Annotated in this window: 20 protein-coding genes and 1 pseudogene; 12 read left to right on the forward strand and 9 right to left on the reverse strand. The window is 68.8% G+C overall.

All coding sequences use genetic code 11. The features are described 5' to 3' along the window. Positions 1 to 121 precede the first annotated feature (121 nt). Positions 122 to 1,012 (forward strand): ABC transporter ATP-binding protein, encoded by an 891-nt coding sequence (locus ACWC91_RS15540; protein ID WP_450640262.1) that lies wholly within the window; start codon positions 122 to 124, stop codon positions 1,010 to 1,012. Beyond that, positions 999 to 1,760, forward strand: a complete 762-nt coding sequence (locus ACWC91_RS15545; RefSeq protein ID WP_225077530.1) for an ABC transporter permease — start codon at positions 999 to 1,001, stop codon at positions 1,758 to 1,760. Before ACWC91_RS15540 ends, ACWC91_RS15545 begins: the two co-directional genes overlap by 14 nt. A 329-nt stretch (positions 1,761 to 2,089) precedes the next feature. Here the strand turns inward: ACWC91_RS15545 and ACWC91_RS15550 are convergent, their stop codons facing one another. Then, positions 2,090 to 2,467, reverse strand: coding sequence for a hypothetical protein (locus ACWC91_RS15550; protein ID WP_450640264.1), 378 nt, complete (start codon positions 2,465 to 2,467; stop codon positions 2,090 to 2,092). A gap of 211 nt (positions 2,468 to 2,678) precedes the next feature. Here ACWC91_RS15550 and ACWC91_RS15555 point away from each other — a divergent pair, with 211 nt between their 5' ends. After that, positions 2,679 to 2,828 carry a hypothetical protein gene (locus ACWC91_RS15555; protein WP_281154090.1) on the forward strand — a complete coding sequence of 50 codons (150 nt, stop codon included), beginning with the start codon at positions 2,679 to 2,681 and terminating at the stop codon, positions 2,826 to 2,828. 6 nt (positions 2,829 to 2,834) lie between these two features. Here ACWC91_RS15555 and ACWC91_RS15560 read toward each other — a convergent pair whose 3' ends face one another. The 3 genes from ACWC91_RS15560 to ACWC91_RS15570 form a co-directional block, all read right to left on the reverse strand. Next, complete coding sequence (locus ACWC91_RS15560; RefSeq protein ID WP_450640302.1) at positions 2,835 to 3,395, reverse strand: SMI1/KNR4 family protein; 561 nt, start codon at positions 3,393 to 3,395, stop codon at positions 2,835 to 2,837. A 99-nt stretch (positions 3,396 to 3,494) separates the two neighbouring features. Beyond that, entirely contained in the window at positions 3,495 to 4,286 is a 792-nt protein-coding gene (locus ACWC91_RS15565) for an SAM-dependent methyltransferase (protein ID WP_225077534.1), read from the reverse strand. 242 nt (positions 4,287 to 4,528) lie between these two features. Beyond that, the gene (locus ACWC91_RS15570; protein ID WP_450640266.1) at positions 4,529 to 6,187 is read right to left on the reverse strand and encodes a penicillin-binding transpeptidase domain-containing protein; all 1,659 of its coding nucleotides are present in this window, start codon (positions 6,185 to 6,187) and stop codon (positions 4,529 to 4,531) included. A 327-nt stretch (positions 6,188 to 6,514) separates the two neighbouring features. On the opposite strand from ACWC91_RS15570, the gene ACWC91_RS15575 reads away from it, so the two are divergent. The 5 genes from ACWC91_RS15575 (at position 6,515) to ACWC91_RS15595 (ending at position 13,438) form a co-directional block, all read left to right on the forward strand. Next, positions 6,515 to 7,216, forward strand: a complete 702-nt coding sequence (locus tag ACWC91_RS15575) for a haloacid dehalogenase type II (RefSeq protein ID WP_225077536.1) — start codon at positions 6,515 to 6,517, stop codon at positions 7,214 to 7,216. 118 nt (positions 7,217 to 7,334) lie between these two features. Further along, on the forward strand, positions 7,335 to 7,814 hold the full coding sequence (locus ACWC91_RS15580; protein ID WP_225077537.1) for an HPP family protein: 480 nt from the start codon (positions 7,335 to 7,337) through the stop codon (positions 7,812 to 7,814). 285 nt (positions 7,815 to 8,099) lie between these two features. Further along, positions 8,100 to 9,224 carry a quinone oxidoreductase family protein gene (locus ACWC91_RS15585; RefSeq protein ID WP_376500774.1) on the forward strand — a complete coding sequence of 375 codons (1,125 nt, stop codon included), beginning with the start codon at positions 8,100 to 8,102 and terminating at the stop codon, positions 9,222 to 9,224. A 115-nt stretch (positions 9,225 to 9,339) separates the two neighbouring features. Beyond that, entirely contained in the window at positions 9,340 to 10,725 is a 1,386-nt protein-coding gene (locus ACWC91_RS15590) for a mercuric reductase (RefSeq protein ID WP_225077539.1), read from the forward strand. 370 nt (positions 10,726 to 11,095) lie between these two features. After that, positions 11,096 to 13,438: a SpoIIE family protein phosphatase gene (locus tag ACWC91_RS15595; protein WP_450640269.1), complete on the forward strand. Its 2,343-nt coding sequence runs from the start codon at positions 11,096 to 11,098 to the stop codon at positions 13,436 to 13,438. Between the two features lie 190 nt (positions 13,439 to 13,628). Here ACWC91_RS15595 and ACWC91_RS15600 read toward each other — a convergent pair. The 4 genes and pseudogenes from ACWC91_RS15600 to ACWC91_RS15615 form a co-directional block, all read right to left on the reverse strand. Then, positions 13,629 to 13,961 (reverse strand): annotated as a pseudogene (locus ACWC91_RS15600) (oxidoreductase C-terminal domain-containing protein); the annotation flags it as partial. Then, positions 13,847 to 14,374 carry a hypothetical protein gene (locus ACWC91_RS15605; protein WP_450640270.1) on the reverse strand — a complete coding sequence of 176 codons (528 nt, stop codon included), beginning with the start codon at positions 14,372 to 14,374 and terminating at the stop codon, positions 13,847 to 13,849. The gene ACWC91_RS15605 and the pseudogene ACWC91_RS15600, both read right to left, overlap by 115 nt. Positions 14,375 to 14,949: 575 nt before the next feature. After that, positions 14,950 to 15,633: an epimerase gene (locus ACWC91_RS15610; protein ID WP_450640271.1), complete on the reverse strand. Its 684-nt coding sequence runs from the start codon at positions 15,631 to 15,633 to the stop codon at positions 14,950 to 14,952. 406 nt (positions 15,634 to 16,039) lie between these two features. Then, the gene (locus ACWC91_RS15615; protein WP_281154083.1) at positions 16,040 to 16,849 is read right to left on the reverse strand and encodes an SDR family NAD(P)-dependent oxidoreductase; all 810 of its coding nucleotides are present in this window, start codon (positions 16,847 to 16,849) and stop codon (positions 16,040 to 16,042) included. 88 nt (positions 16,850 to 16,937) lie between these two features. Between ACWC91_RS15615 and ACWC91_RS15620 the strand changes: the two genes are divergently transcribed. Then, complete coding sequence (locus ACWC91_RS15620; RefSeq protein ID WP_225077545.1) at positions 16,938 to 17,504, forward strand: TetR/AcrR family transcriptional regulator; 567 nt, start codon at positions 16,938 to 16,940, stop codon at positions 17,502 to 17,504. Positions 17,505 to 17,875: 371 nt separating this feature from the next. Here ACWC91_RS15620 and ACWC91_RS15625 read toward each other — a convergent pair whose 3' ends face one another. Further along, the gene (locus ACWC91_RS15625) at positions 17,876 to 18,424 is read right to left on the reverse strand and encodes a GNAT family N-acetyltransferase (RefSeq protein ID WP_225077546.1); all 549 of its coding nucleotides are present in this window, start codon (positions 18,422 to 18,424) and stop codon (positions 17,876 to 17,878) included. A gap of 151 nt (positions 18,425 to 18,575) precedes the next feature. Here ACWC91_RS15625 and ACWC91_RS15630 point away from each other — a divergent pair, with 151 nt between their 5' ends. The 3 genes from ACWC91_RS15630 (at position 18,576) to dhaK (ending at position 21,253) form a co-directional block, all read left to right on the forward strand. After that, positions 18,576 to 18,917, forward strand: coding sequence for a hypothetical protein (locus ACWC91_RS15630; RefSeq protein ID WP_225077547.1), 342 nt, complete (start codon positions 18,576 to 18,578; stop codon positions 18,915 to 18,917). 333 nt (positions 18,918 to 19,250) lie between these two features. Beyond that, positions 19,251 to 19,682, forward strand: a complete 432-nt coding sequence (locus ACWC91_RS15635) for a hypothetical protein (RefSeq protein WP_450640274.1) — start codon at positions 19,251 to 19,253, stop codon at positions 19,680 to 19,682. A 578-nt stretch (positions 19,683 to 20,260) separates the two neighbouring features. Beyond that, entirely contained in the window at positions 20,261 to 21,253 is a 993-nt protein-coding gene (gene dhaK, locus ACWC91_RS15640) for a dihydroxyacetone kinase subunit DhaK (RefSeq protein ID WP_450640275.1), read from the forward strand. Positions 21,254 to 21,305: the final 52 nt, after the last annotated feature.

Consider the following 21,305-nt stretch of genomic DNA (forward strand, 5'->3'; position numbering starts at 1 on the left):
CAGATGCCTCGCCCAACTGACGACCGCCCCGCCCAATCACAAGCAGCTGAGGTCGTCGGGGACAGGACCATACCCGCATTCATCACTCGTTCGTTTTCGGCGCCTTCCGGCCATAGGGCATGTGACTCGCAGCGATAGTTGGCCATTCGCAGCGTACGGCCGGCGTCGCGCGCTCGACGGCTTCGACCTGACGGTCGCGCCCGGCGAGATCGTTGGCCTGATCGGGCACAACGGTGCCGGCAAGACCACCTTCGTCGAGATCGTCACTGGTCTCGTGCCTCCCGACGCGGGCCGGATGCGCATCGGCCCGCATGACGCGCTGCGTGCCGGCCGGGCCGCCCGCCGGCTCCTCGGCGTGGCCCCGCAGGAGCTGGCGTTGTACGGCAGCGTCACTGTGCGGGAGAACCTGCGGTTGCTCGCCGGGCTTGCCGGGCTGCGTGGGCGGCGACGAGACGCGGAGATCGCCCGGGTCCTGGAAGAACTCCACCTGGCAGCCGTCGCGGACCGGCCCGTAGGGATCCTGTCCGGTGGTCAGCGCCGCCGCGTCCAGGCGGCGACCGCCATGGTCGGCTCTCCGCCGTTACTGCTGCTGGACGAGCCGACCGCCGGGGCCGACCCGGAGACCCGCTCGGCCTTGCTGGCCGCCGTCAAGGCCCGCGCCGAAGCCGGCGCCGCCGTCGTCTACACGACTCATTACCTGCCGGAACTCGTCGATCTCGACGCCACGTTGGCGCTCGCCCGGGCCGGGCGCGTCATCGCGCGAGGGACACAGGAAGGGCTCACCCGCCACCTGCCGGGCGAACTCCGGGTCACCTTCGCCAACCCGACCGAACCCGAACTGCGTCTGCCCACCACGGATCCGGGTGCCGAGCTGGCAGCCCTGCTTGCCGCCGGCCGCACGCCCGTCTCCGTCGACATACGTCGCCCCAGCCTGGACGACCTCTACCACTCCCTGGAAGCCGGAGCGATCGAGAAGAGGAAGAAGACGGAGCCCCGTGATGTCGCTGCGTGAATCCGCCACCCGCCTGAGCGTCCTGATGCGCCACAACGCGCTGCTGATGCTGCGCGAACCCGGCCCAATCCTCAGCCGGATGATCCTTCCGCTCGTCTTCATCACCCTGCTGCGCCCGCTCTACCTGGCCGCGCAGGGCCGCACGACCGGCACCGAACAGGCGGTCGTCGGCGCGCTGGTCACCTTCTCGCTCCTCGCACTCAGCATCTCCGGCAACGCGATCCTCGCCGAACGACTCGGCCGCACGTGGGATCGCCTGCGGGGCACACCGCTGCATCCCGCGGAGATGCTCGTCGGCAAGGCGATCCCCGTCTTCGCGGCCCTGCTCGCTCAGCAACTCCTGATCGTCGGCTTCGGCATGTGTGTCTTCGGGCTGAGCGTTCCGCATCCGTTCCTGCTGGTCGGCGTCCTGCTGAGTTGGAGTTGCACCTTGCTCGGCCTCGGCACGCTGCTCGGTGTGCTGGCCCGCAGCATGGGCGAGCTCTCGGCCGCCTTCGACATCGGCGGCATGCTGCTCAGCAGCGTAGGCGGCGCGCTCGTCCCGCTCAGCATCCTGCCGGCCTGGGTCGCGCACGTGGCCCCGGCCTCCCCCGGCTACTGGGCTGCCCGGGGCCTGCACGCCGCCCTCGACGGCGACGCGCACACCACGGCGGCGGCCTGCGGCACGCTCCTCGGCGTGGCACTGCTTTGCGGCACCCTCGCCTCGGCCCGGCTACAAGGGCGCAGCGGGCGGCTGGTGGCTCTCTAGGCCAGCGTCACAAACCGCTGGGCCCGTGCCGGAAACGCGCGCGACCGATATGAACTCGGGCGGGACTGGCGGAACGAGCAGGTCCCAGCTCATGTCGCCTCCCGTGTCCGCGGTTGTCCTCGGACTCCAGCCGGATCCCATGACGCTGCCGGTCGGTCTCCTCCCCCGAGAATCCTGTGCCTCGAAGGTCCGCCCGTCGGCCTTGGCCTCCGGCATGTCATGGGTCTCTGACAGGGTCACGGTCATAACCGAACATTGCTGACCTCCTGCGACGTGTCGCCGTACGGGTTGCATCCGACAGCGAAGAACTTCCTGCGTGTGCGGTCACGTCACCAGATGAGGACTCCGCCTCCCATCGCGAGCCCTCGCCTCGCCGCATCCTCGATCATTGTCAACCGGTCGGAGATCGCCTCCCTGTAATCCGTGGTCGTCCGCACGGGTTCTATGCCTGCAACGATCTGCTCCAGGTTCTCGCGAAGCAGGAGGCACTCGCGCAGGAACGCTGGGACCTGCTCGGGATCGACCTGCAGGTCGGCGTCGGCCAGGACCGGGAAGAAGCCGGCCCCTAGCGACCGCACCACTTGCGAGCCCCACACGCGAGTCCGCCAGCTCTCGAAACCCGCGGAGTCGGAGCATCCGTCAGGAACATCCTGCAGCTGCCTCCCACCATCCGCGCCAACAACGAAGACATCCACCGACAAGCTCATGAGCGCAGTGGACCACAGCCTTGACGGGGCGGTCCAAGGGATTCATGGCCGTCGGCCATCGCTGAACTGGACGTCCAACAGGTGAAGGTTCGCCGCAGCCATACCGCCCCCGGCCGGACAGACTCACACTGGCTCTTCCCCTGGAAAAGTCACTGGTCAGGCCACAGATCACCGACGGGGTTGAGTAGCGTCGAGATCTACGATCACCACCATGGAACCGTGCCCTGGCCGTCGGCACATCGCGGCCTGCGACACCTCCCCGGTGGGCAGGGAATTGAGGGTGGCCGACAGCTTCGTCCCGCTCACTGAACTCATGAAGTCGGTCGGAACGGGAGAGAACCGCCGCAGCCTGCACTCCTAAAAATAGTCACGCAGCGTCGTGCCAGGGCTTGTTCGCTGCCCAATGCCGGACCCAGCCCGCAAAGCCGGGCTGAGCAGTGGTGAACCCGAACTGCGCGCCGAAGGGGACAGCACCGACGTCACTGATCAGCCAGACGTGTCCCCGGTGAGGTCCGGTGACGATGAGATGCCAGTTCATCGCGCACCCGTCGGTACCGAGCACGATCGAGCCGTGGTTGTAGACCTGCTCCAGGAGTTCGTCGGCATCCTCGGACGGGTCCGGGTCCTCCTCCCACATCCAGGCCTCCACCAGCGGGAACGGCTTGCTCAGGTCGCGCTCCTGTTCGTCATCGCCCCAGTCGTCGGGCAGCTCCGCCACCGGCAGCAGTCCGTACTCGGGCGGCCCGGAGTGCGAACCGTCCGATATCTCAGCGACGAAGGTCCGGTACGGATCGGGCAGCACGATTCCGTGTTCTGCCTCGAAGGCATGAACTGCCTCCCAGCCAAGAGCCGACTCGCCTCCGTCATCGACGTCGAACGCCGCACGAAGCGCCGCCAGCTCAGCAAGGTCAGCTTGATCAATATTCATGGGGCATGGATACCACCCCGCTGTGACAACGCCTCGCGCGCTGCGGCACCACAACACGGTCGGCTGCCCGGTCACACGGGGCCCCTGCCCGACGTCCGGTCAGGGAATGCGGGCCACGCCCGCGTAGATGCCGCTCTCCTCCGGTGAGGGCAGTTCCTGGTCGGCGCCGTACCACTCGGTGGCGGTGACCAGGCCGGGCTGCACCAGCTCCAGTCCGTCGAAGAAGCGGGCCACCTCCTGCCGGGTGCGGAAGCTGAGGCGGATGCCGCCCTTGGCGTACTGGGCGATCACCTGCCCCGCCAGCTCGGGGAAGAGGTCGATCGCGGCGTGCGAGAGGACCAGGTAGCTGCCGGACGGGAGGGTTTCGACCAGGCCCTTGACGATGCCGTGGGCGTTCTGGTCGTCGCGGATGAAGTGCATCAGGGCGATCAGCGACAGCGCGACCGGCCGGTCGAAGTCCAGCACTTGCCGGGCGTGCCGCACTATCTCGTCCGGCTCGCGCACATCGGCCTGGATGTAGTCCGTGGCACCCTCGGGGCAGCTGACCAGCAGGGCCTCCGCGTGCCGCAGCACGATCGGGTCGTTGTCGGCGTAGACGATCCGGGCGGTGGGCACAGTCCGTTGCACGATCTGGTGAAGGTTCGGCTCGGTCGGGATGCCGGTGCCAATGTCCAGGAACTGGTCGACGCCCCGGGCGGCGAGGTAGGCCGCCGCGCGGTGCATGAACGCGCGGTTCTGCCGCGCCGCGTCCCGCGCTTCGGGCGGCAGCGTCTCGCCGACCGCCTCGTCGACGGGGTAGTTGTCCTTACCGCCCAGCAGCCAGTCGTAGACCCGCGCGGGGTGAGCCCTGCTGGTGTCGATGCGATGAGACTGCGAATGGTCCGTCGTCATGGCAGACTCCGTCGTCCGGGAAGTGAGGCTTCGCCGCCTTTTGATCATCGTACTCTGTCGCGTTCCGGGCCATATGCCGAACGGCACGGCGAGGGCACGCCGTTCAAAGCCCGGGACCTCACTGCGCGCGCGGGCCAGAGCATCTTCCCGGTTGATGGCAACGACTTGACGTTCCCTGGACGACAACTCCCTTGTGCCAACTCTGCCTTCGGGGCTGCTCGGCACACGTCGCTGAGGATGAGTCAACTCGCCGTCAGCAGCGGACGGACGACGTAGCCGGCGGAGTCGACGCCGGAGCGGCCGCCTTCGACCAGCGCGGCGACGGAGATACGGGAGTTGTACGCGGTCAGCCAGCCGTTGGTGCTGTCGCCCTCCTCAGCGGTGCCCGTCTTGGCGCCGACGCCGGCCAGGCCGCCCAGGCGCGGTGCCGCGGTACCGCTGGTGGCCACGCTGCGCATCATGGATTGCAGGTATCCGGCCGTACGGGCGGAGATGGGCCGCGGCGCGGTGTCCTGGTGCTGGCCTGGAAGGATGATCGGCTGCTTGAAGCCGGCGTTGCGCACAGTGGCCGCCACGGACGCCATGAAGAGCGGCGTGGCCGCGACCTTGCCCTGGCCGATGAACTGGGCTGCCTGGTCGCCGCCCTGAACATCCGGCGGAATGCTCGGGTCGGTGGTGGCGACCCCGCCGCCGATCGACCAGCTGCCCATGCCGAACACGTTCACGGCCTCGTCGTGCAGAGCGGAGGCGTCCCCGTCGTGCACCAGGTAGCGGAAGCCGTCCTTGATGAAGGAGGTGTTGCACGACACGGTGAACGCCTCGGCGATCGTGGCGTTGGCGTTGGCCCTCACGCCCGAGTCGTTGTGGAAGGACTGGCTGTTGGCGATCAGAGACTCCGTGCACGGGGCAGGACTGCTCGGGGTGAGGCCCACCTGGTCGAACAGGGCGGCAGAGGTGATGATCTTCATGGTGGAGCCCGGCGACTTGATGCCGTTGACAGCGATGTCACCGTCCGCGCCCGTGTGGGCGATCGCGAGGATGTGGCCGTTCCTCCAATCGAGCGCCACCGCGCCGGCCGCCTTGTCCCCCAGGTGATCGTCCTTCACGGCACTCTCGGCCACGGCCTGGAGGCGCGCGTCGATGGTCGTCTTGATCATCGGCGCCTTCCCCCTGGAGAAGACGTGCAGCGTCTCGACGCCCGTACCACCGGCGTCGACCACGGCCACACCGGTACTGGTGCTGCCACCGGTGGGCGTGGCGTTCTCGCGGATGGTCGCCGTGATGTCCCGTAGTGAGGGGAAGGTGGCCAGGTCCGTCTTCCCGTCGCTGGCGACGACCCTGGCAGTGGTCGCGTCGGCGGGAAGCGCGCCTGCGGTCAGCGACTGGTCCTCGCCCAACCCGGGGTAGAGCACCGAGTTGTTCCAGTGCACGGCCATCTGGCCGCCCGTGCTCTGCACCACCGCCACAGCGCTCGGGTAGATCCAGGTTCCGCCGGCCACCTGGGCCGTGACGAGGAAGGTGACCTTGGTGGCGCCCGGCGTGACCATCGACCGACCCACCGCGACGACCTGGCTGAAGGTCAGCTTCTTCAGGTCCAGTCCGTCGGTGTACTCCTGCAACGCCCGCGCTGCCATGTCCGGCGCGTCGGTGTCGCTCGCCGCGCCGTCGAGGTGCTGCTTGGACCAGCTGTCCAGGAACGCCCGGGTCAGCTTCTCGGCATTGGCGTCCGACGGCGGTGAGGCCGATACGGCCGCTGCGTCGACGGACCGCCCGGCCTCGGCCGGACCGCCGCCCGCATCTCCGGAGGTCAGCCCATGCACGATGTTGTACGCGCCGATTCCCCCGGTGACGAGCAGCGCCGTGCAGGTACCGGCAATGCCGATCTTCACAGCTCTGTTCATACGGTGGATCGTATGTTTGCTTCGCGCTGTGCGGGCACCGGATATCGATAGATCGTTATCGGACCGTCAAGTTGCCCCTGGCGACCTCAGCGGCCACCGCCTCGTGATCGCCCGGAAAAGTCCTGGTACAGGTGAGTGACAACGCACAGAGATGCGTGGCGCCCTCATGTACGGTCGCCCGTCGCATCGCTCGCACCACATACAGTCGACGGCGTCTTTGCGGGGAGTTCTGGTAAGCCCGCGCGGCTCTCCGGCGCCCGGATTGGCCACCCCAAAAAGCTATGGCGGTCCACATCTTCTGCCCCACGTATGAAGGAAGACCCAGTTGTGCCTGAGCGACCGATGGTAGTTTTCGACGTCAACGAGACCCTGCTCGATCTGGACTCGCTCCACCCCACCTTCAACAGGATTTTCAACGACCCCGCCGCCATGCGCCTGTGGTTCGCCAATCTGATCACCTACTCTGAGGCGCTCACGCTCAGCGGGGCGTACGTTCCGTTCACCGACATCGGCGGTGCCGTGCTCCGGATGCTCGCCGCCACACGCGACATCACGATCAGTGACGCCGACAGTGCCGAGCTGACGGACCGGTTCGCCACCATGCCGCCCCACCCCGAAGTCCCAGCGGCCCTGCGCCGACTCCACGACCATGGCTTCCGGCTGTTCACGCTCACCGACAACACGCTGGAGATCTCCGAGCGCCAGCTGGAGCGGGCGGGCCTGATCGACCTGTTCGAGCGGCGCTTCAGCGTCGACGCCACCGTACGACGTCACAAGCCGGCTCCAGAGGCCTACCACGCAGTGGCCGGTGCACTCGAAGTCGAGCCTGGCGACATCTGCCTGATCGCGTGCCATGTCTGGGACACGATCGGGGCTGTGGCGGCCGGCTGGCAGGCCGCACTCATCCTTCGGGAGGGCAACGCCCCACTCGACGTCGGCCCGCAGCCCAACTACGTCGGGCAGGACCTTGATGCGATCGCCGACCAGCTGATCGAGCGGTATGGCGCTCACGGCCCGGACCAAGCGTGACCGCTATGGGCGTTGACCTCGGCCGGCCGTCAAGTGGGTTGGAGGACTTCGTCATCGGGAAGCGCTTGGGCGGTGAGGACCGCTGAGGACCCGGCTGCTGGCGGGGGGACGGCTGTTCGTGCTGGCCGCCGCGCTGCTCGCCATGACCGGCGTCATCGGTCATCTGATCGGGCTGATGGTGCTCACCACGACGGTCGGTCCCACCGCGTATCTTCTGCTGGCGCACCCGGACACCGAGGCCGCTCAGGTGCGCAGCGCCCTGCTGGGCCACGCGGCGGCGACCGTCAGCGGACTGGCCTGCCTCGCAGCCTTCGGGCTGTGGAGGCGCCCCTCGATCGTCGAGCAGCACGCCGACACGCTGGCGCAGATCGGCGCCCAGGCTCTGGGGGTTGGCCTGACGCTGCTCGCCCTGGTCGTGCTCGACGCCCACCACCCGCCGGCCGCCGCGACCGCCCTGATGATCACGTCCGGCATCGCCCGACCCGGCTTGCCGCTGTTCGGCATGCTCACCGGCCTCGCCATCGTGATCACGTCTGCGGTCGCACTTGCCAAGATCCCGTGGCTCCGCGAGCGCACCCGCCGGACGTTCCACGACTGAGGTGGTGGTGGGTGTGGTGTCGCCGTCGGCACCGGCCGCTGCCTACTTCTGCTGCGAGCGGTTCGCCGACGCCGTGGAGCGGATCGGCCTGCTCGAACGCCGGCCGGATGACCGTCGGCGCCGTCCTGGCCGCGTTCGGCATCGCGCCTCCTGAACCCAAGGTCACCCTGGCCGCCGTCCCACTGGCGGCACCACGCAGGCCCGCGACAATCGGAAATACGGGTTCGGGGACAGCTTCGGGTGACGGGTCTGTCCTTCCCCGAGTGGCTGCGAGGAGGCGATGCCATGAAGCAGGCTGAGACGATTCCGGAGACGTTCCTCGGCGTCGGTTACACAAGGGACCGAGCTGGGCTGCCGCTCGAGGCGGTGCGTGTTCCTGTCCGGCAACCGGCGGACGACCAGGTTCTGATCCGCATCGCCGCCTCGTCGCTCAACCCGCTGGAGTACAAGCTGGCCGACCTCAATTTCATGGGACGGACGCCCCCGGTCGCTCTCGGTCTTGACCTCGCCGGCGTGGTGGTCGCCGTGGGCCCTGGTGTGAGTGGCGTAGCCGTCGGCGACGCGGTGGCCGCCATGGCCGACTTGAACGGCGATGGCGGCTGGGTCGCGACCGGCGCGGGCGGAGGCGACGTCGGCTATGCCCTCACACAGCGGTTCCTCACCGTTCGCAAGCCACCGTCGCTGGGCTTCCGCGATGCGGCGGCGCTGCCGATGGCCTTCCTGTCCGCTTTCGCGGGTCTTTACCGGGCGGTCCAGGCCGGTGACTCGATCTATGTCCCGGGCGGCGGGGGCGGTGTCGGGCATCTGGCCGTGCAGATGGCGGCGCGTGCCCTGGGGGCCGGACTGGTCATCAGCAGTGGCAGCACGCCGCGATCAATCGCACTGGCCCGGCAGTCCGGCGCCCACCATGTCTTCGACTACAAGCGCGACGACATCCCCGCCGAAATCGCCCGGCTCACTGATGACCAGGGCGTTGACCTCGTCTTCGACGCCACCTACAGCGAGCACAGCTTTGTCGAGACCGCGAAGACCGTCCGGCGAGGCGGCAGCTGGATCGTGCTCGGCGTCGGCCCCGGCAGGACGACGCGCTTGGTCGAAACGCAGAGCCCGGTGGATGCCATCCTGGCCGAGCGCGGCGCCAGGCGGGTCGACGTCAATCTGCTGCGCTACTTCTCCGAACCCGCCACGCTCGACAGCGAGGCGCGCGCCTTTCTCCAACGCGGGATGACCCTGGCCATGGAATGGGCGACGCGGGGACTTGTGGTCCCGCACATCGGGCGGACCATCGACAGCACCGTCGAGGCAATCAGTGCGGGACTGCAGTCGCTGAAAGCGGGCCATGGCGTCGTGGGCAAGGTGGCGGTGATCGTGGATCGCGACCTGGTCCCGGACACTTCTTCCGACCGCTGACAATACCGGCCAAATAGCCGCCCACGATCGCGCCTGCGTTCCGTGCAATTCGAAGCCACGGGAGCCACTGAACACCCTGAGTGCACAGATGGACGCAGAGCGTTACGATCTCGCTGTGGCAGACGAGAGCTATGACGTGATTGTGATCGGGACCAGCCAGGGCGGCCGGTTCCTTCCCGTCGATCTGGCGAAGGCAGGCAAGAAGGTGGCGCTTGTCGAGCGCGACCACCTCGGCGGCGTCTGCGTGAACACCGGGTGCACCCCGACGAAGACGATGGTCGCCAGCGCGCACCTCGCCCACCAGGCACGACGCGGCGCGGAGTTCGGCGTGCGGACCGGTCAGGTGTCGGTGGACCTCGCCGCCGTGCGGGAGCGCAAGCGGGCGATGGTCGCGGGCGCGCGGGAGAACTACGCGAGCCGCCTGGCGCAGGACGGGCTCCACCTCATCGAAGGCGAGGCCCATTTCACGGAGCCCAAGACGATCGAGATCGCCATGAGGGACGGCCGGACACAGGAGATCAGCGCACCGGTGATCGTCATCGACACGGGCACCAGGCCCAAGCCCCTGGCGATCGGCGGTGCCCAGAACGTCCCTGTCCTGGACTCAACGTCGATCATGGAGCTGGGCACACTCCCCGAGCACCTGATCATTCTCGGCGGCGGCTACATCGGGCTGGAGTTCGGGCAGATGTTCCGCAGGTTCGGCAGCGAGGTCACGATCGTCCAGACCCGCCCGCGCCTGATGATGAGAGAGGACGATGACGTCTCCGACGCGGTCGCCGACATCTTGCGCGATGACGGGATCACGGTCCTGACTTCGACGACGCCGGACCGGATCGAGGAGGCCGGCGGCGGAGTGCGGCTGACCGTTCGCACGCCGGACGGCGAACAGCAGGTCGAGGGCTCCCACCTGCTGTCGGCTACCGGCCGCGTCCCCAACACGGAAGCGCTCGCGCCGGCGGCGGCCGGCATCCGGCTGCGCGACAACGGCTCCATCGAGGTCGATGAGCATCTGGAAACCTCCGTCCCCGGTGTCTACGCCATGGGCGACGTCAAGGGCGGCCCGGCCTTCACTCACCTTTCCTACGACGATTACCGGATCCTCCACGCCAACTTGCTGGGCCACGAGAAGGCGAGCACCAGGGACCGGATCGTTCCGTACACCGTGTTCATCGATCCGCAGCTCGGCCGCGTCGGCATGACCGAACGGCAGGCCAGGGAGCAGAACCGCGAGGTCCGCGTCGCGAAGCTGCCGATGAACGCCGTCATCCGTGCCCTGGAGACCGGGGAGACACGCGGCTTCATGAAGGCCGTCATCGACGCGCGCACCCAGCAGATCCTCGGCGCCGCCGTGCTCGGCGCGGAAGGCGGCGAGATCATGACGATCATCCAGGTCGCCATGCTGGGCAAGCTCCCGTACACCGCGATGGCCGACGCCGTCTTCACGCACCCGTTGCTGGCGGAGGGCCTCAACAGCCTCTTCATGACGCTCGACGCCTAGCCAGTACCGCAACGGCGCCTGCCGTGCCTCCGGCCGGCGAGAAGGCCGGCCACGCGAGCCCCGACCGTACAGGGACGGGCCGGCCGGGTGGTCGGGGACGTCATGGGACACGGCATCGCGGCCGCCACAGCAGCTACTCCGAGGTCAGCTGAAGACCGGTCCGGCGGACCTTCCCGGCACACCCCGGCCACCTGCACCTACGTGTTCTGCGATCCGGCGGCCGGCATCGGAACCGCCTGTTTCGGGATGCCAGTGGGACATGTGGGCGGGTTGAATGGAAGGCAAGCCGCCACTGTGCTCGGGGGTGAGGCGGACGAGTGCGAATCCTGTAGCCGACGTCGCCGGGCGACCGAGGAACGACGCAGCGGCAATGGTGCTGAACAACCGCGGGACGGTGCTGGCGTGCACGCCCGCTGTCGAGGAGTTGCTCGGCGTAGGGGTCAGGGAGCTGATCGGCAGGCCGTTCGCCGAGCTGCTCGCCGAGCCCGGCGAGGGGCTGCTCCCCTCCGGCGGCCCCGCACTGCTGCTCCAGCGCGGCGGCCGGGCCGTGGAGGTCCGGCTGGAGGTGCTGCCGCTGGATGACGGTTCCGAGGCCCAGTGCCTGGTACGAGCGGTACCGCTGGCGACGGCCGCGGAGCGGGAGCAGGACGACGCGCTGGTGCGAGCGCTGTTCCGGCAGACCGAGATCGGGCTGGTGTTGTATGACGCCGATCTGCGGATCGTGCGGACCAACAAGCAGCCGGACGTCGTCGGCCTGGTCGCCGGTACCCGGGCCGGGCCGGGCGATGTGCTCCTCGACGAGGTGCTCGTGGCGGCGGACGCCGAGGCCGTCGGGCAGCGTCTGCGCCGGGTCGCGGTGACCGGGAAGCCGGTGACCAACGAGGTGTTCCGGACCCACGGCCGAAGCGCGCCCGAGCAGGAGCGTGTCGTCTCCCTGTCGGCACTGCGCCTGGAGGACCTGGAGGGCCGCGGCACCGGGGTCGCGGTCGTCTTCAGTGACATCACGGACCGGGAGCAGGCGGAGCGCGGAGTGGCTCTGCTTCGCGGGGCGGAGAAGCTGCTGCTGGGTTCGCTGGACATCGTCCGTACCGCCGAGGGACTGACCGGGGTGCTGGTGCCCGAGTACGCCGATCTGGCGGCGGTGGATCTCGCGGAGGCGGCGCTGGTGGGCGAGGAGCCCGCTGACTACTCCCTCGGAGCTCCGCTGCGGCGGGTCGCGGTGGCCGCCAGGAACGGTGTCTGGCCGGCCGAGCTGCTCCCGGTCGGGGCCTCGCTACGAGTCCGGGAACCGGAGAAGGAGTTCGTCTACCGCCGAACCGCCCTGGCCGTGCCGGACCTCTCCGAGCTGCGGGTCGCGCTGGCGGACGAGATCGAGGGACGCCGCCAGGTGCTGCCCGACGCCGCGAAGTCCCTGCTGCTGATGCCGTTGCGGGCGCGCGGGCTGCTGCTGGGGGCAGTGGTGTTGTGGCGCGGCGACGACCGGCCCTGTTTCGATCAAAGCGACGCGGAGCTGGGCGCGCAGATCGGCTCCCGGGCCGCCATCAGCCTGGACAACGCACGGCGGTACGCCCGCGAGCACCGCACCGCGGAGGCTCTGCAGCGCAGTCTGCTGCCTCAGGCGGTCGTCCGGGTGAGCGCGGCGGACACGGCCGGCTCCTACGTACCGGCCGGATCCACGACGGGGATCGGCGGGACCTGGTTCGACGTGATCCCGCTGTCCTCCTGCCGAGTCGCCTTCGTCGTGGGCGACGTGGCGGGGCACGGCGTGGAGGCGGCAGCGGCCATGGGACGGCTGCGGACGGCGGTGCAGACCCTCTCCGACATGGACCTGCCGCCGGAGGAGCTGCTGACCCACCTCGACGACCTGGTCATCCGGCTGTCGGCGGCGGAGGCCACGGTTCCGGGGTCGAGCCGCGGGCAGGGCACCGTCCTGGGCTCCACATGTGTGTACGCGGTGTACGACCCGGTCACCGCGGTGTGCACCATCGCCAGTGCGGGCCATCCGCCGCCGGTCCTGTCCGTTCCCGGCCAGCCGGGGGCCGGGTTCGCGGCGGTCAGGCCGGGGCCGCCGCTCGGGGTGGGCGGTCTGCCCTTCGAGCCGCGGGAGTTGGCGATGGAACCGGGGGCGATGCTCGCCTTCTGCACAGGCAAGCTGCTCGCGCACGGTGAGGACGGCACCGACAGGCGGCTGCGGCAGCTCCGCGAGCAGGTGGACGCCGCCGTGGAGGAGGACCGGTCACCGGCGGAGACCGGACGCACCGTGCTCCGGCATCTGGTGCCCGAGGCGCCCGACCATGACGTGGCGCTGCTGATGGCCCGGCTGCATGTCCTGCCCCCGGAGTCCACCGCCACCTGGGAGCTCCCGGCCGACCCGGAGGCGGTGGGCCGGGCCCGGGAGATGGTGACGGCGCAGCTGAGCGCCTGGCAGCTGCCGGACCTGACGTTCACCACGGAGCTGATCGCCAGCGAGCTGGTGACCAACTCCATCCGGTACGCGGGCGGCCCCGTGGGCCTGAGGCTGATCAAGGACCGGGGGCTGATCTGCGAGGTCTCCGACCCGAGCCAGACCCAGCCAAGGCTGCGCAGGGCCCGGCTGACCGACGAAGGCGGCCGCGGACTGTTCCTGATCGCTCAGCTGTCGCAACGCTGGGGAAGCCGCTACACCCACCACGGCAAGACCATCTGGACCGAGCAGCCGCTGCCCACGGACTGACACGCCGAGGAAGGGGCCAATCCCTCAGAGAGCCCGCACACCGCCAGGCGACGGTGTCCCGGCCGGACTGCGGCAAGGAGTGCCGGCCACTCGGGGTTTCCGGGTGGCCGGCACTCCTTGAGGCCTCATCGCCAAAGGAGGTCACCGCGTCGAGGCTCCTGGCCGGTCCGGTCCGCACTCTCGCAAGCGGCACCTCCGGGTCGCCGAATTCCAGCGGATCGGGGCAGGCGCCCTGGCTGAGCCGGCGTTTGCCCGCCATGGCTTCGCGCGGGGAGGCAAGGGCCTCGACGGAGGTCAGGCGGCCTGCGCTGTCGAGGTGGAGGACGGCGAAAGAGGACGCCGCCCTTGACGGTCCGTCACCCCCGGTCTGCGGGCGGGGCGGACGGTCGGCGGCGTAGGAGCAGCCCTTCAGGCTGCTTTGCGGCGTTCCTCCGGCCAGAGTACTGGGGGCCTGCGCCGCATGGGTGGGTACAGCATCACCGCCACGCACGCCACGAGTACGGCGGGAGGCACGAACCACCACGGGATGCCCACCCAAAGCGCCAGGAGCCCCACCCCGAAGCAGGCACCGAAGATCGTCAAGAGGATCCGCGCGCCGTACGGGTCCCAGGTGAAGTGCTCGTAGGAACGCGGCCTGACAAGGCGTACCGCGCCGAACACCAGCATCTGAGCCGCGAGGAGCGCGGCGAGCATGCCCAGGGCGGCGTTCATCTGGAGCTCGTCCCGCGGTACAGCAGTACTGTTCTGTTCGACGCCGTCCTTGCTGAGCCCCACGATATGGCGGCGCCACAGGGTGGCGGTGACCTGGTCGCCCGGCTCCAGCCGCTCGAAAAGCGGCTTCTGGTCGTCGAAATCCACGACTCCCCGCCAGGAGCCCTCGCTCTTCAGGGTGGCCTTGTAGTAGTGGAATCTCGTGCCGGTCTCCTCTGTCTTCACGACGGTGATCTGCCAGGTACTCAGGCAGTCCTCCTGCACCTGTGCTTGACGAGTTCCGGTGCACCCGAGCCGAGATCCGGGAGGTGTCCGACCAGGCCCAGAAGATCTACGACGGCTTCTGGCACGGGAGTCTCCCCCATCCACGCCCACGCCGAGGACGGCCACACCAGCGTCGCCGTCGGCACCTACCTCGACAGCGGCAAGAGCGTGTATTTCATGGGGAGGACATGGCGGTGTGGCCCCGCGGACGGGGGATGCCGCGGGGCCACACAGGCACGGTAGCGCGACACGAACCCGAAGTCCCGCGTGCCGCACCGGTTGTCTCCTGAGAGACCGCCCCTCTCGCCCCTCGCGGCCCTACGCAACGGGGACCTCGGCCGCCAGGAACAGCCAACGCCGCCATCCGACTTCGGCCCTCGTGTCCGGGGCCCCGACGACCCTGGGATCGCCCGTGGCGCCGTCGAAGTCCTCGTCGGGGTCGGCAGTCGAAGGTCGGCTCGTCTTCCACGCCTTCGCCGCCCTGGCCGGCCGGCGGGCCCGAGAAATGTCGGCAGGCGGGCCGCACGCGGGGCAGTCTATGCGGCGGCCCTGCTGTCGCCGCCCAGCCGGTTGATCTCCGGGCTGTACAGGATCCGCTGTTCGACCGCTCCGGGGCGAGTGACGGCGAGCATGGCGCGGCCGATGTGTTCGGTGGTGGTGGTGTGTCCGGGAGAGAGGCGGTGCAGCAGCGGGTAGAGCCAGGAGGTGAGGGCGTAGAGGACGCGGTACACCGGGGTCCTGGAGACTGCTCCGTGGCGGGGGCGGATATAGGCGGGGCGGAACATGTACGCGTTCATCGGCATGGCCAGTAGGGCGTTCTCGGTGCGGCCCTTGACGCGGGCCCACATGGTCCGGCCGTCTTCGCTGCTGTCGGTGCCCTCTCCCGAGATGTAGGTGAAGGTCAGTCCGGGGTTGGACGCGGACACGGCACGTGCGGCGGCGAGGGTGTAGTCGTAGGTGATGCGGGTGTACTCGGCCTCGCTGCGGCCGGCGGAGGAGATGCCGAGACAGTAGAAACAGGCGTCGAAACCGGCCAGTTGTCCGGAGATGGCGGACAGATCGGTGAAGTCCTCGTGGATGACTTCCCGCAGCTTGGGATGGCTGACGCCCAGCGGGCTGCGAACCACCACCAGCACACCCCTGACAGCGGGGTCGAGGAGACAGGCGCGCAGTACGCCCTGTCCCATCATGCCGGACGCGCCGAAGATGACGATCTTCACAGACAGACTCCAGGTAGAGGGTAGGTCCGCAGCACCGCGGTGGCGGTGGCGACGACGGGGCGCTCATGGCAGGTATGAGCGGGGTGTTGCTCAGGGAGAGCACGAGCATGAGGTCACGGAGTTCCCGGGCGGGCGGCGCGTCGGAGACGAGCCCGCCCTTCTGCACCTGGGCGATCTGATCGGCCCTTGCCTTGTGGGCGTCGTGTACGGCCTGTCGACGATCTCCGTGACCATGCGGCTGTAGGTAGCGTCGAACAGCTCGACCTTGCTGCCGAAGTAGCTTTGGGACAGGGCGTGTTGCCCTCGGCGGTCTTGGTGCCTGGGGCCGACGCTTCCGGCTGAAGGCAGTCCACTGGGGCCGACCCATTGGGGGCCGTCCACGAGGGGTGCTGTGGGGGTGTGGCCGTCAGTCAGTGCCCGCCGTCACCGGCTCCCAGCGGGCGTATTCGTCCATCAGCTCGGCGAAGCGGCCCCGCACCATCTCCAGGCCGGCGGTGGCCAGTGCCAGGTGAAGCGGGGGCCTGTCGATGCCCGTGATGTCGGCAACGGCCGCCATGGACTTGACGAGGTCGCCCCTCACCGCCTGCTTGTCGAATTCGGCCATGGTGGCGTAGGCGGGCGCGTAGGCGGGGATGGAGGAGGCCGGGAGGTTCGAGTTGGTCGCAAACCGGGTGTTGAAGCCCGCCGGCTCGACCAGGGTGACGTGGATGCCTAGCGGGCCGACCTCCTTGGCCAGTCCCTCGGTCAGGTTCTGCACGGCGCTCTTGGAGGCGCAGTACAAGGCCATCGTGGGCAGGCTGACGTGGCCGCCCATGGAGCCGATGTTGAGGATATGGCCGAAGCCGCGTCCTCGCATGTGCGGGAGTACGGCCTGGATCACCTGGACGAGGCCCACCACGTTGGTCTCGAACTGGTCGCGCAGTTGGTCGGCGCTGACTTCCTCGACCGCGCCGATCTGCCCGTAGCCGGCGGCATTGACGAGGGCATCGATGGCGCCGAAGCGATCGATCGCCTCACTGACAGCACGCTCGATGCTGGCGCGGTCGGTGACATCGAGGCGGGTGACCAGGACATTGCCGAGGTCGGCGAAGGCAGGGTTGGCCTTGGCGGTGTCACGCATGGTGGCCACGACGTTCCAGCCGCGCTTGACGTATTCGAAGGTGATCGCCTCGCCCATGCCGGTCGCGGCGCCGGTGATCAGAACAGTCTTGCTCATGATGCTCTCTCTCGGGGGTGCGGCCTCCAGCCGCACTAAACGGAAACAACAAATACTGTATAGCATGCTCACTCTGTATAGTGCGTCTATGTCAACAGCACCCCGGGGAGACACCCAGCGCCGTGAGCAGGTACTGGCAGCAGCACTGACCGTTTTCGCCACCTTCGGTTATCGCAAGACGTCGATGGACGCGGTGGCCCGGGCCGCGGACATCTCCCGCCCCGGGCTGTACTTCCTGTTCGCCAACAAGGGGGAACTGTTCCGCGCGACCATGCAGCAGGAGTTGGACAAGGCTCTGGACGACGTCCGTGCGGCGCTGACCGCACCCGACGTGGGCCTCGACGCGCGTCTGGTGGCCGCGCTCGACGCCCACCTGGGCCGTTACGTCGGCACGCACCTCAACGAGGGCGTCGACGACCTGCTGGAGCACGGCACAGCACAGCTCGACAGCATGTATGACGACTACCGGGCCGCTTTCCATGACGCGCTCGTCGAGGCCATCGCCGCCTCCGGCCAGCCCGCAGGCAATGTCGCACCGAGGCAGATCGCCGAGGTCCTGGCCGCCGCCGGTGAGGGTTGGAAGCACCGTGTTGCCGACCGTTCGGAATTCGTCAACAAGCTCAGCCTGGCCGTCGATGTCGTGTTGCGGCCATAGGCCATACCGCCTGCCGCCGAGCTCCATGGCGACTGGTGAGACAGTGATCCATGTGCGGACATGCCGGCCTACGGCAACCCGCCAGAAATCGTGTGGGTCAGCACTCCAGTCCGGCTTCGCGATCCTGTCGCGGACCCGGCTGAGAACGGGTACGGCCACCGCGTGACCATCGGAGGTTGTGTGGACTCCTGAAGATCATGCGGTGGCCGCAGGCCACAGCGTGGACCCTGCCCACTGGCGGGCGATGTTCGACCAGGTCATGGCCCGGATCGCGGGCCGGTTCGGCCGGGTTGAGCCCCGGACCACGGCCCGCGCCTACCTGCTCGGGCTACTGCCGAGCGTCAAACGCCCCCGTAAGATCATCCAAGGCGTCACGCGGAGTTCGCCCACTCCTCGCGGAGCATCCCGAAGAGCACGCGGTCGTAGCGCTCCCCCTCCACCAACACAGCCGACCGACGGCGGCCTTCCTCACGGAAGCCCAACCTGGTGAAGGCGCGCACGGCGCGCTCGTTGCCGCTCCAGGTGTCCAGCTCCAGTCGGCTCAGGCAGTACGCACCGAACAGGTGGCCCACGAGCAGCCGCAACGCGTCACTGCCATGGCCGAAGCCCCAGAACTCCCGCTCGCCGATGGTGATTCCCAGCGTGGCCACTCCGGCGTACGGGTCCAGATCCCGGTAGTCGGCCATGCCTATCACCCTCCCGCCCGCCAGATCCTCGACCGTGAACACGGCCGACTCCCTCGGGCTCAGTCGCAGCATGGTGTCGAAGCCGAGCCCGACCGCCTCCGCCGTGACCGGGCCGAAACACGGGTCACCACCTGCGGCCCAGCGCACCACCTCCGGGTCATTGCGCCACCGCACATGGTGCTCGGCGTCCTCGGAGCGCAGTGCGCGCAGCCTTACCAACTTTCCTTCGAGCATTGAGCGACCCTAATCGATCACAGAACCGCTCAAGACCGGCGATCCGTGCGCGGATGTCCTCGGCACCTGTGCATCGATTGGGTCAGGCGGTGGCACTGACCCCACGGGATTGATCATCTAGGCTGGCGACCATGCACGAAGGGGGCGCGGGGTGAACGGCAATCCGCTGTACCACTGGATTGCGCTGGCCGTGTCGACGGCGCTCATGCTGCCGATCCCGGTGGCGATGCTGGCAGGGTGGACACCGCCGTGGATGCGTAAGCGGCAGGCTGGGATGCGGCTTCGCGCCTACGGCTTCTTGTGCTGCTACGCCCTCATGCCCCTCAACGGCATCCCCCGGATCGCCGACGCCTCCTACGTGACGGTCATGGCCTGCATGAACGTCGGCTTCGGCTTCATCGCCGCCGCTGCCGTCCTGTTCCTGGTCGCGGAGCGTAAGGATTCACGCGCCCGCGCAGCCGGCCCCGTCGAACCTGTGCGGTCACGGCACTAGCGGTGCGGTAGGCGGTAGCACTCGCATCTCGTCCGGTTCGCCGGCTACCGCACCCGGGCCAGATCCTCCGCCGTGAAATGCGTCCCGAGCCCCCACAGTCCCTCCCGCCGTGTGGCCCCAGTGCGTTCTCAGTGCTCCGCACGCCGTCCGACCAGAGCCTTTTGGCCGGGACCAAATGGCCTTGTGGGTACATGGCAGCACCTTTCACCATGATCTCGGCACGACGGAGGACCCCCGCCATGGACCGGCCCGCCACATCCATGCACCGGGGGGACCACGTCACCGCCCCTGCCCTGTAGTGACGCCAGCCACTTCCACGAAGGGGAGTACAGCGTGTTCAAGCACCGCACGAAGACCCGTCGTACGGGGTCCATCGCGGCGATGTGTGCCGCTGCCGCAGCCACGGCCATGCTGGCCTCGGCCCCGGCAAGCGCCGCATCGGAGTGGTGGAGCGACCCGAACTCCTGCACCGAAGTCGCCACCGGAACCGAGAAGACCGTCAACGGCCGCCAAGTCCAGATCCGTTACGGTACGTGCGGTGGCTCGCAGTACGGTTGGGGGCGCATCCTCAACTACGGCTCGTCGGACTACATCCGCTTCGAGGTCTCCCTCGGCGGCCGTGTCTGGGACTACGCCGACGTCTGGTCCGCCAGCAGCCGCAACTACACCAAGGGCTACCTGACAAGTTCGAGCTCAGCCGTCGCCTTCCGCGCCTGCTACGTGACGACGCACCTCGGCACCTGCAACTCCACCGCCTGGTGGTAAAGCCCGGAACGGGGCGAGTCGTCCGCCCGGCCGTGGGACGCCAGCCGTCCGCGCGTAGCGGCCCCGCCGCTCGGCAAGGAGCACATCATCGCCGCCGGCCTCATCCGCGGCGTCCATCACGGAACATCCACATGTCCGTGGGGAGCGCAGGACGCAGTCGGCGTACAGGCCGACGGCCCACGGATCACCTACCTCCGCGTCGGGGTGCCCCTCCGCTGCACAGAGGTTCACCGCTCGGCCCGGCTCCGCCCGCCCGGGCCGGCAGGTGCAGCCGACTCCGTGGAACGGCCGGTACGTCCGTGGGCATCCGTTCTCTCGTTCGTCTGACTGGTCGCCACAGGTGACCTTCGCTGCCGCAAGGTCGATACTGCCGGTAGGAGCGCTCGGGCTTCCCCATGTCCACCCACCCGGCTTTCCTGATGTCCCGTCAGTAAAGTCAGCATGGAGTCAGCACCAATACCGCCGGGCATCGCCGCAGACCGTCACGGACCACCGAGATCAACAACAGCCGTTATGCGTCCTGACCAGCAAAGGCGCAGGTCGGAGCCGCACCCGCTAAAGATCACTGGGAGGTACCCATGAGGATGCTCATCAACGTCGCCGAGACCGTGGTGGCGGACGCGCTGCGCGGTATGGCGGCGGCTCACCCGGAGCTGACGGTCGACGTGGAGCACCGGGTGATCGTGCGGCGGGACGCGCCCGTGGCGGGGAAGGTCGCCCTGGTCTCCGGCGGCGGGTCGGGGCACGAGCCGCTGCACGGCGGGTTCGTCGGGCCCGGGATGCTCTCGGCGGCCTGCCCGGGGGAGGTCTTCACCTCGCCGGTCCCGGACCAGATGCTGCGGGCGGCGGCGGCCGTGGACAGCGGGGCGGGCGTGCTGTTCATCGTGAAGAACTACACCGGCGACGTGCTCAACTTCGACATGGCGGCCGAACTCGCCGAGGACGAGGGCATCCAGATCGCGAAAGTGCTGGTCAACGATGACGTGGCGGTGACCGACAGCCTGTACACGGCCGGGCGGCGCGGCACCGGCGCGACCCTGCTCGTGGAGAAGATCGCGGGCGCCGCCGCCGACGAGGGGCAACCGCTGGAGCGGGTGGAGTCGATCGGCCGGCAGGTCAACGAGAACTCCCGCAGCTTCGGCGTCGCGCTGAGCGCCTGCACCACCCCGGCCAAAGGAAGCCCCACCTTCGACCTGCCGGCCGGCGAGCTGGAACTCGGCATCGGCATCCACGGCGAGCCGGGCCGGGAGCGGCGGCCGATGATGACCTCGGGTGAGATCGCCGACTTCGCGGTGCACGCCATCCTGGAGGACATGAGCCCGCGCAACCCCGTACTGCTTCTGGTCAACGGTATGGGCGCGACCCCGCTGCTGGAGCTGTACGGCTTCAACGCGGAGGTGCACCGGGTGCTCGCCGAGCGCGGTGTGGCCGTCGCCCGCAGTCTGGTGGGCAACTACGTCACCTCCCTGGACATGGCGGGCGCCTCGGTCACCCTGTGCCAGATCGACGAGGAACTACTGCGGCTGTGGGACGCGCCGGTGAGCACACCGGGCCTGCGCTGGGGCCGGTGAGCACACCGGGCCTGCGCTGGGGCCGGTGAACCGGCGAGCCCATCGACCGTAC

The organism is Streptomyces sp. NPDC001204 (genome assembly GCF_053598035.1).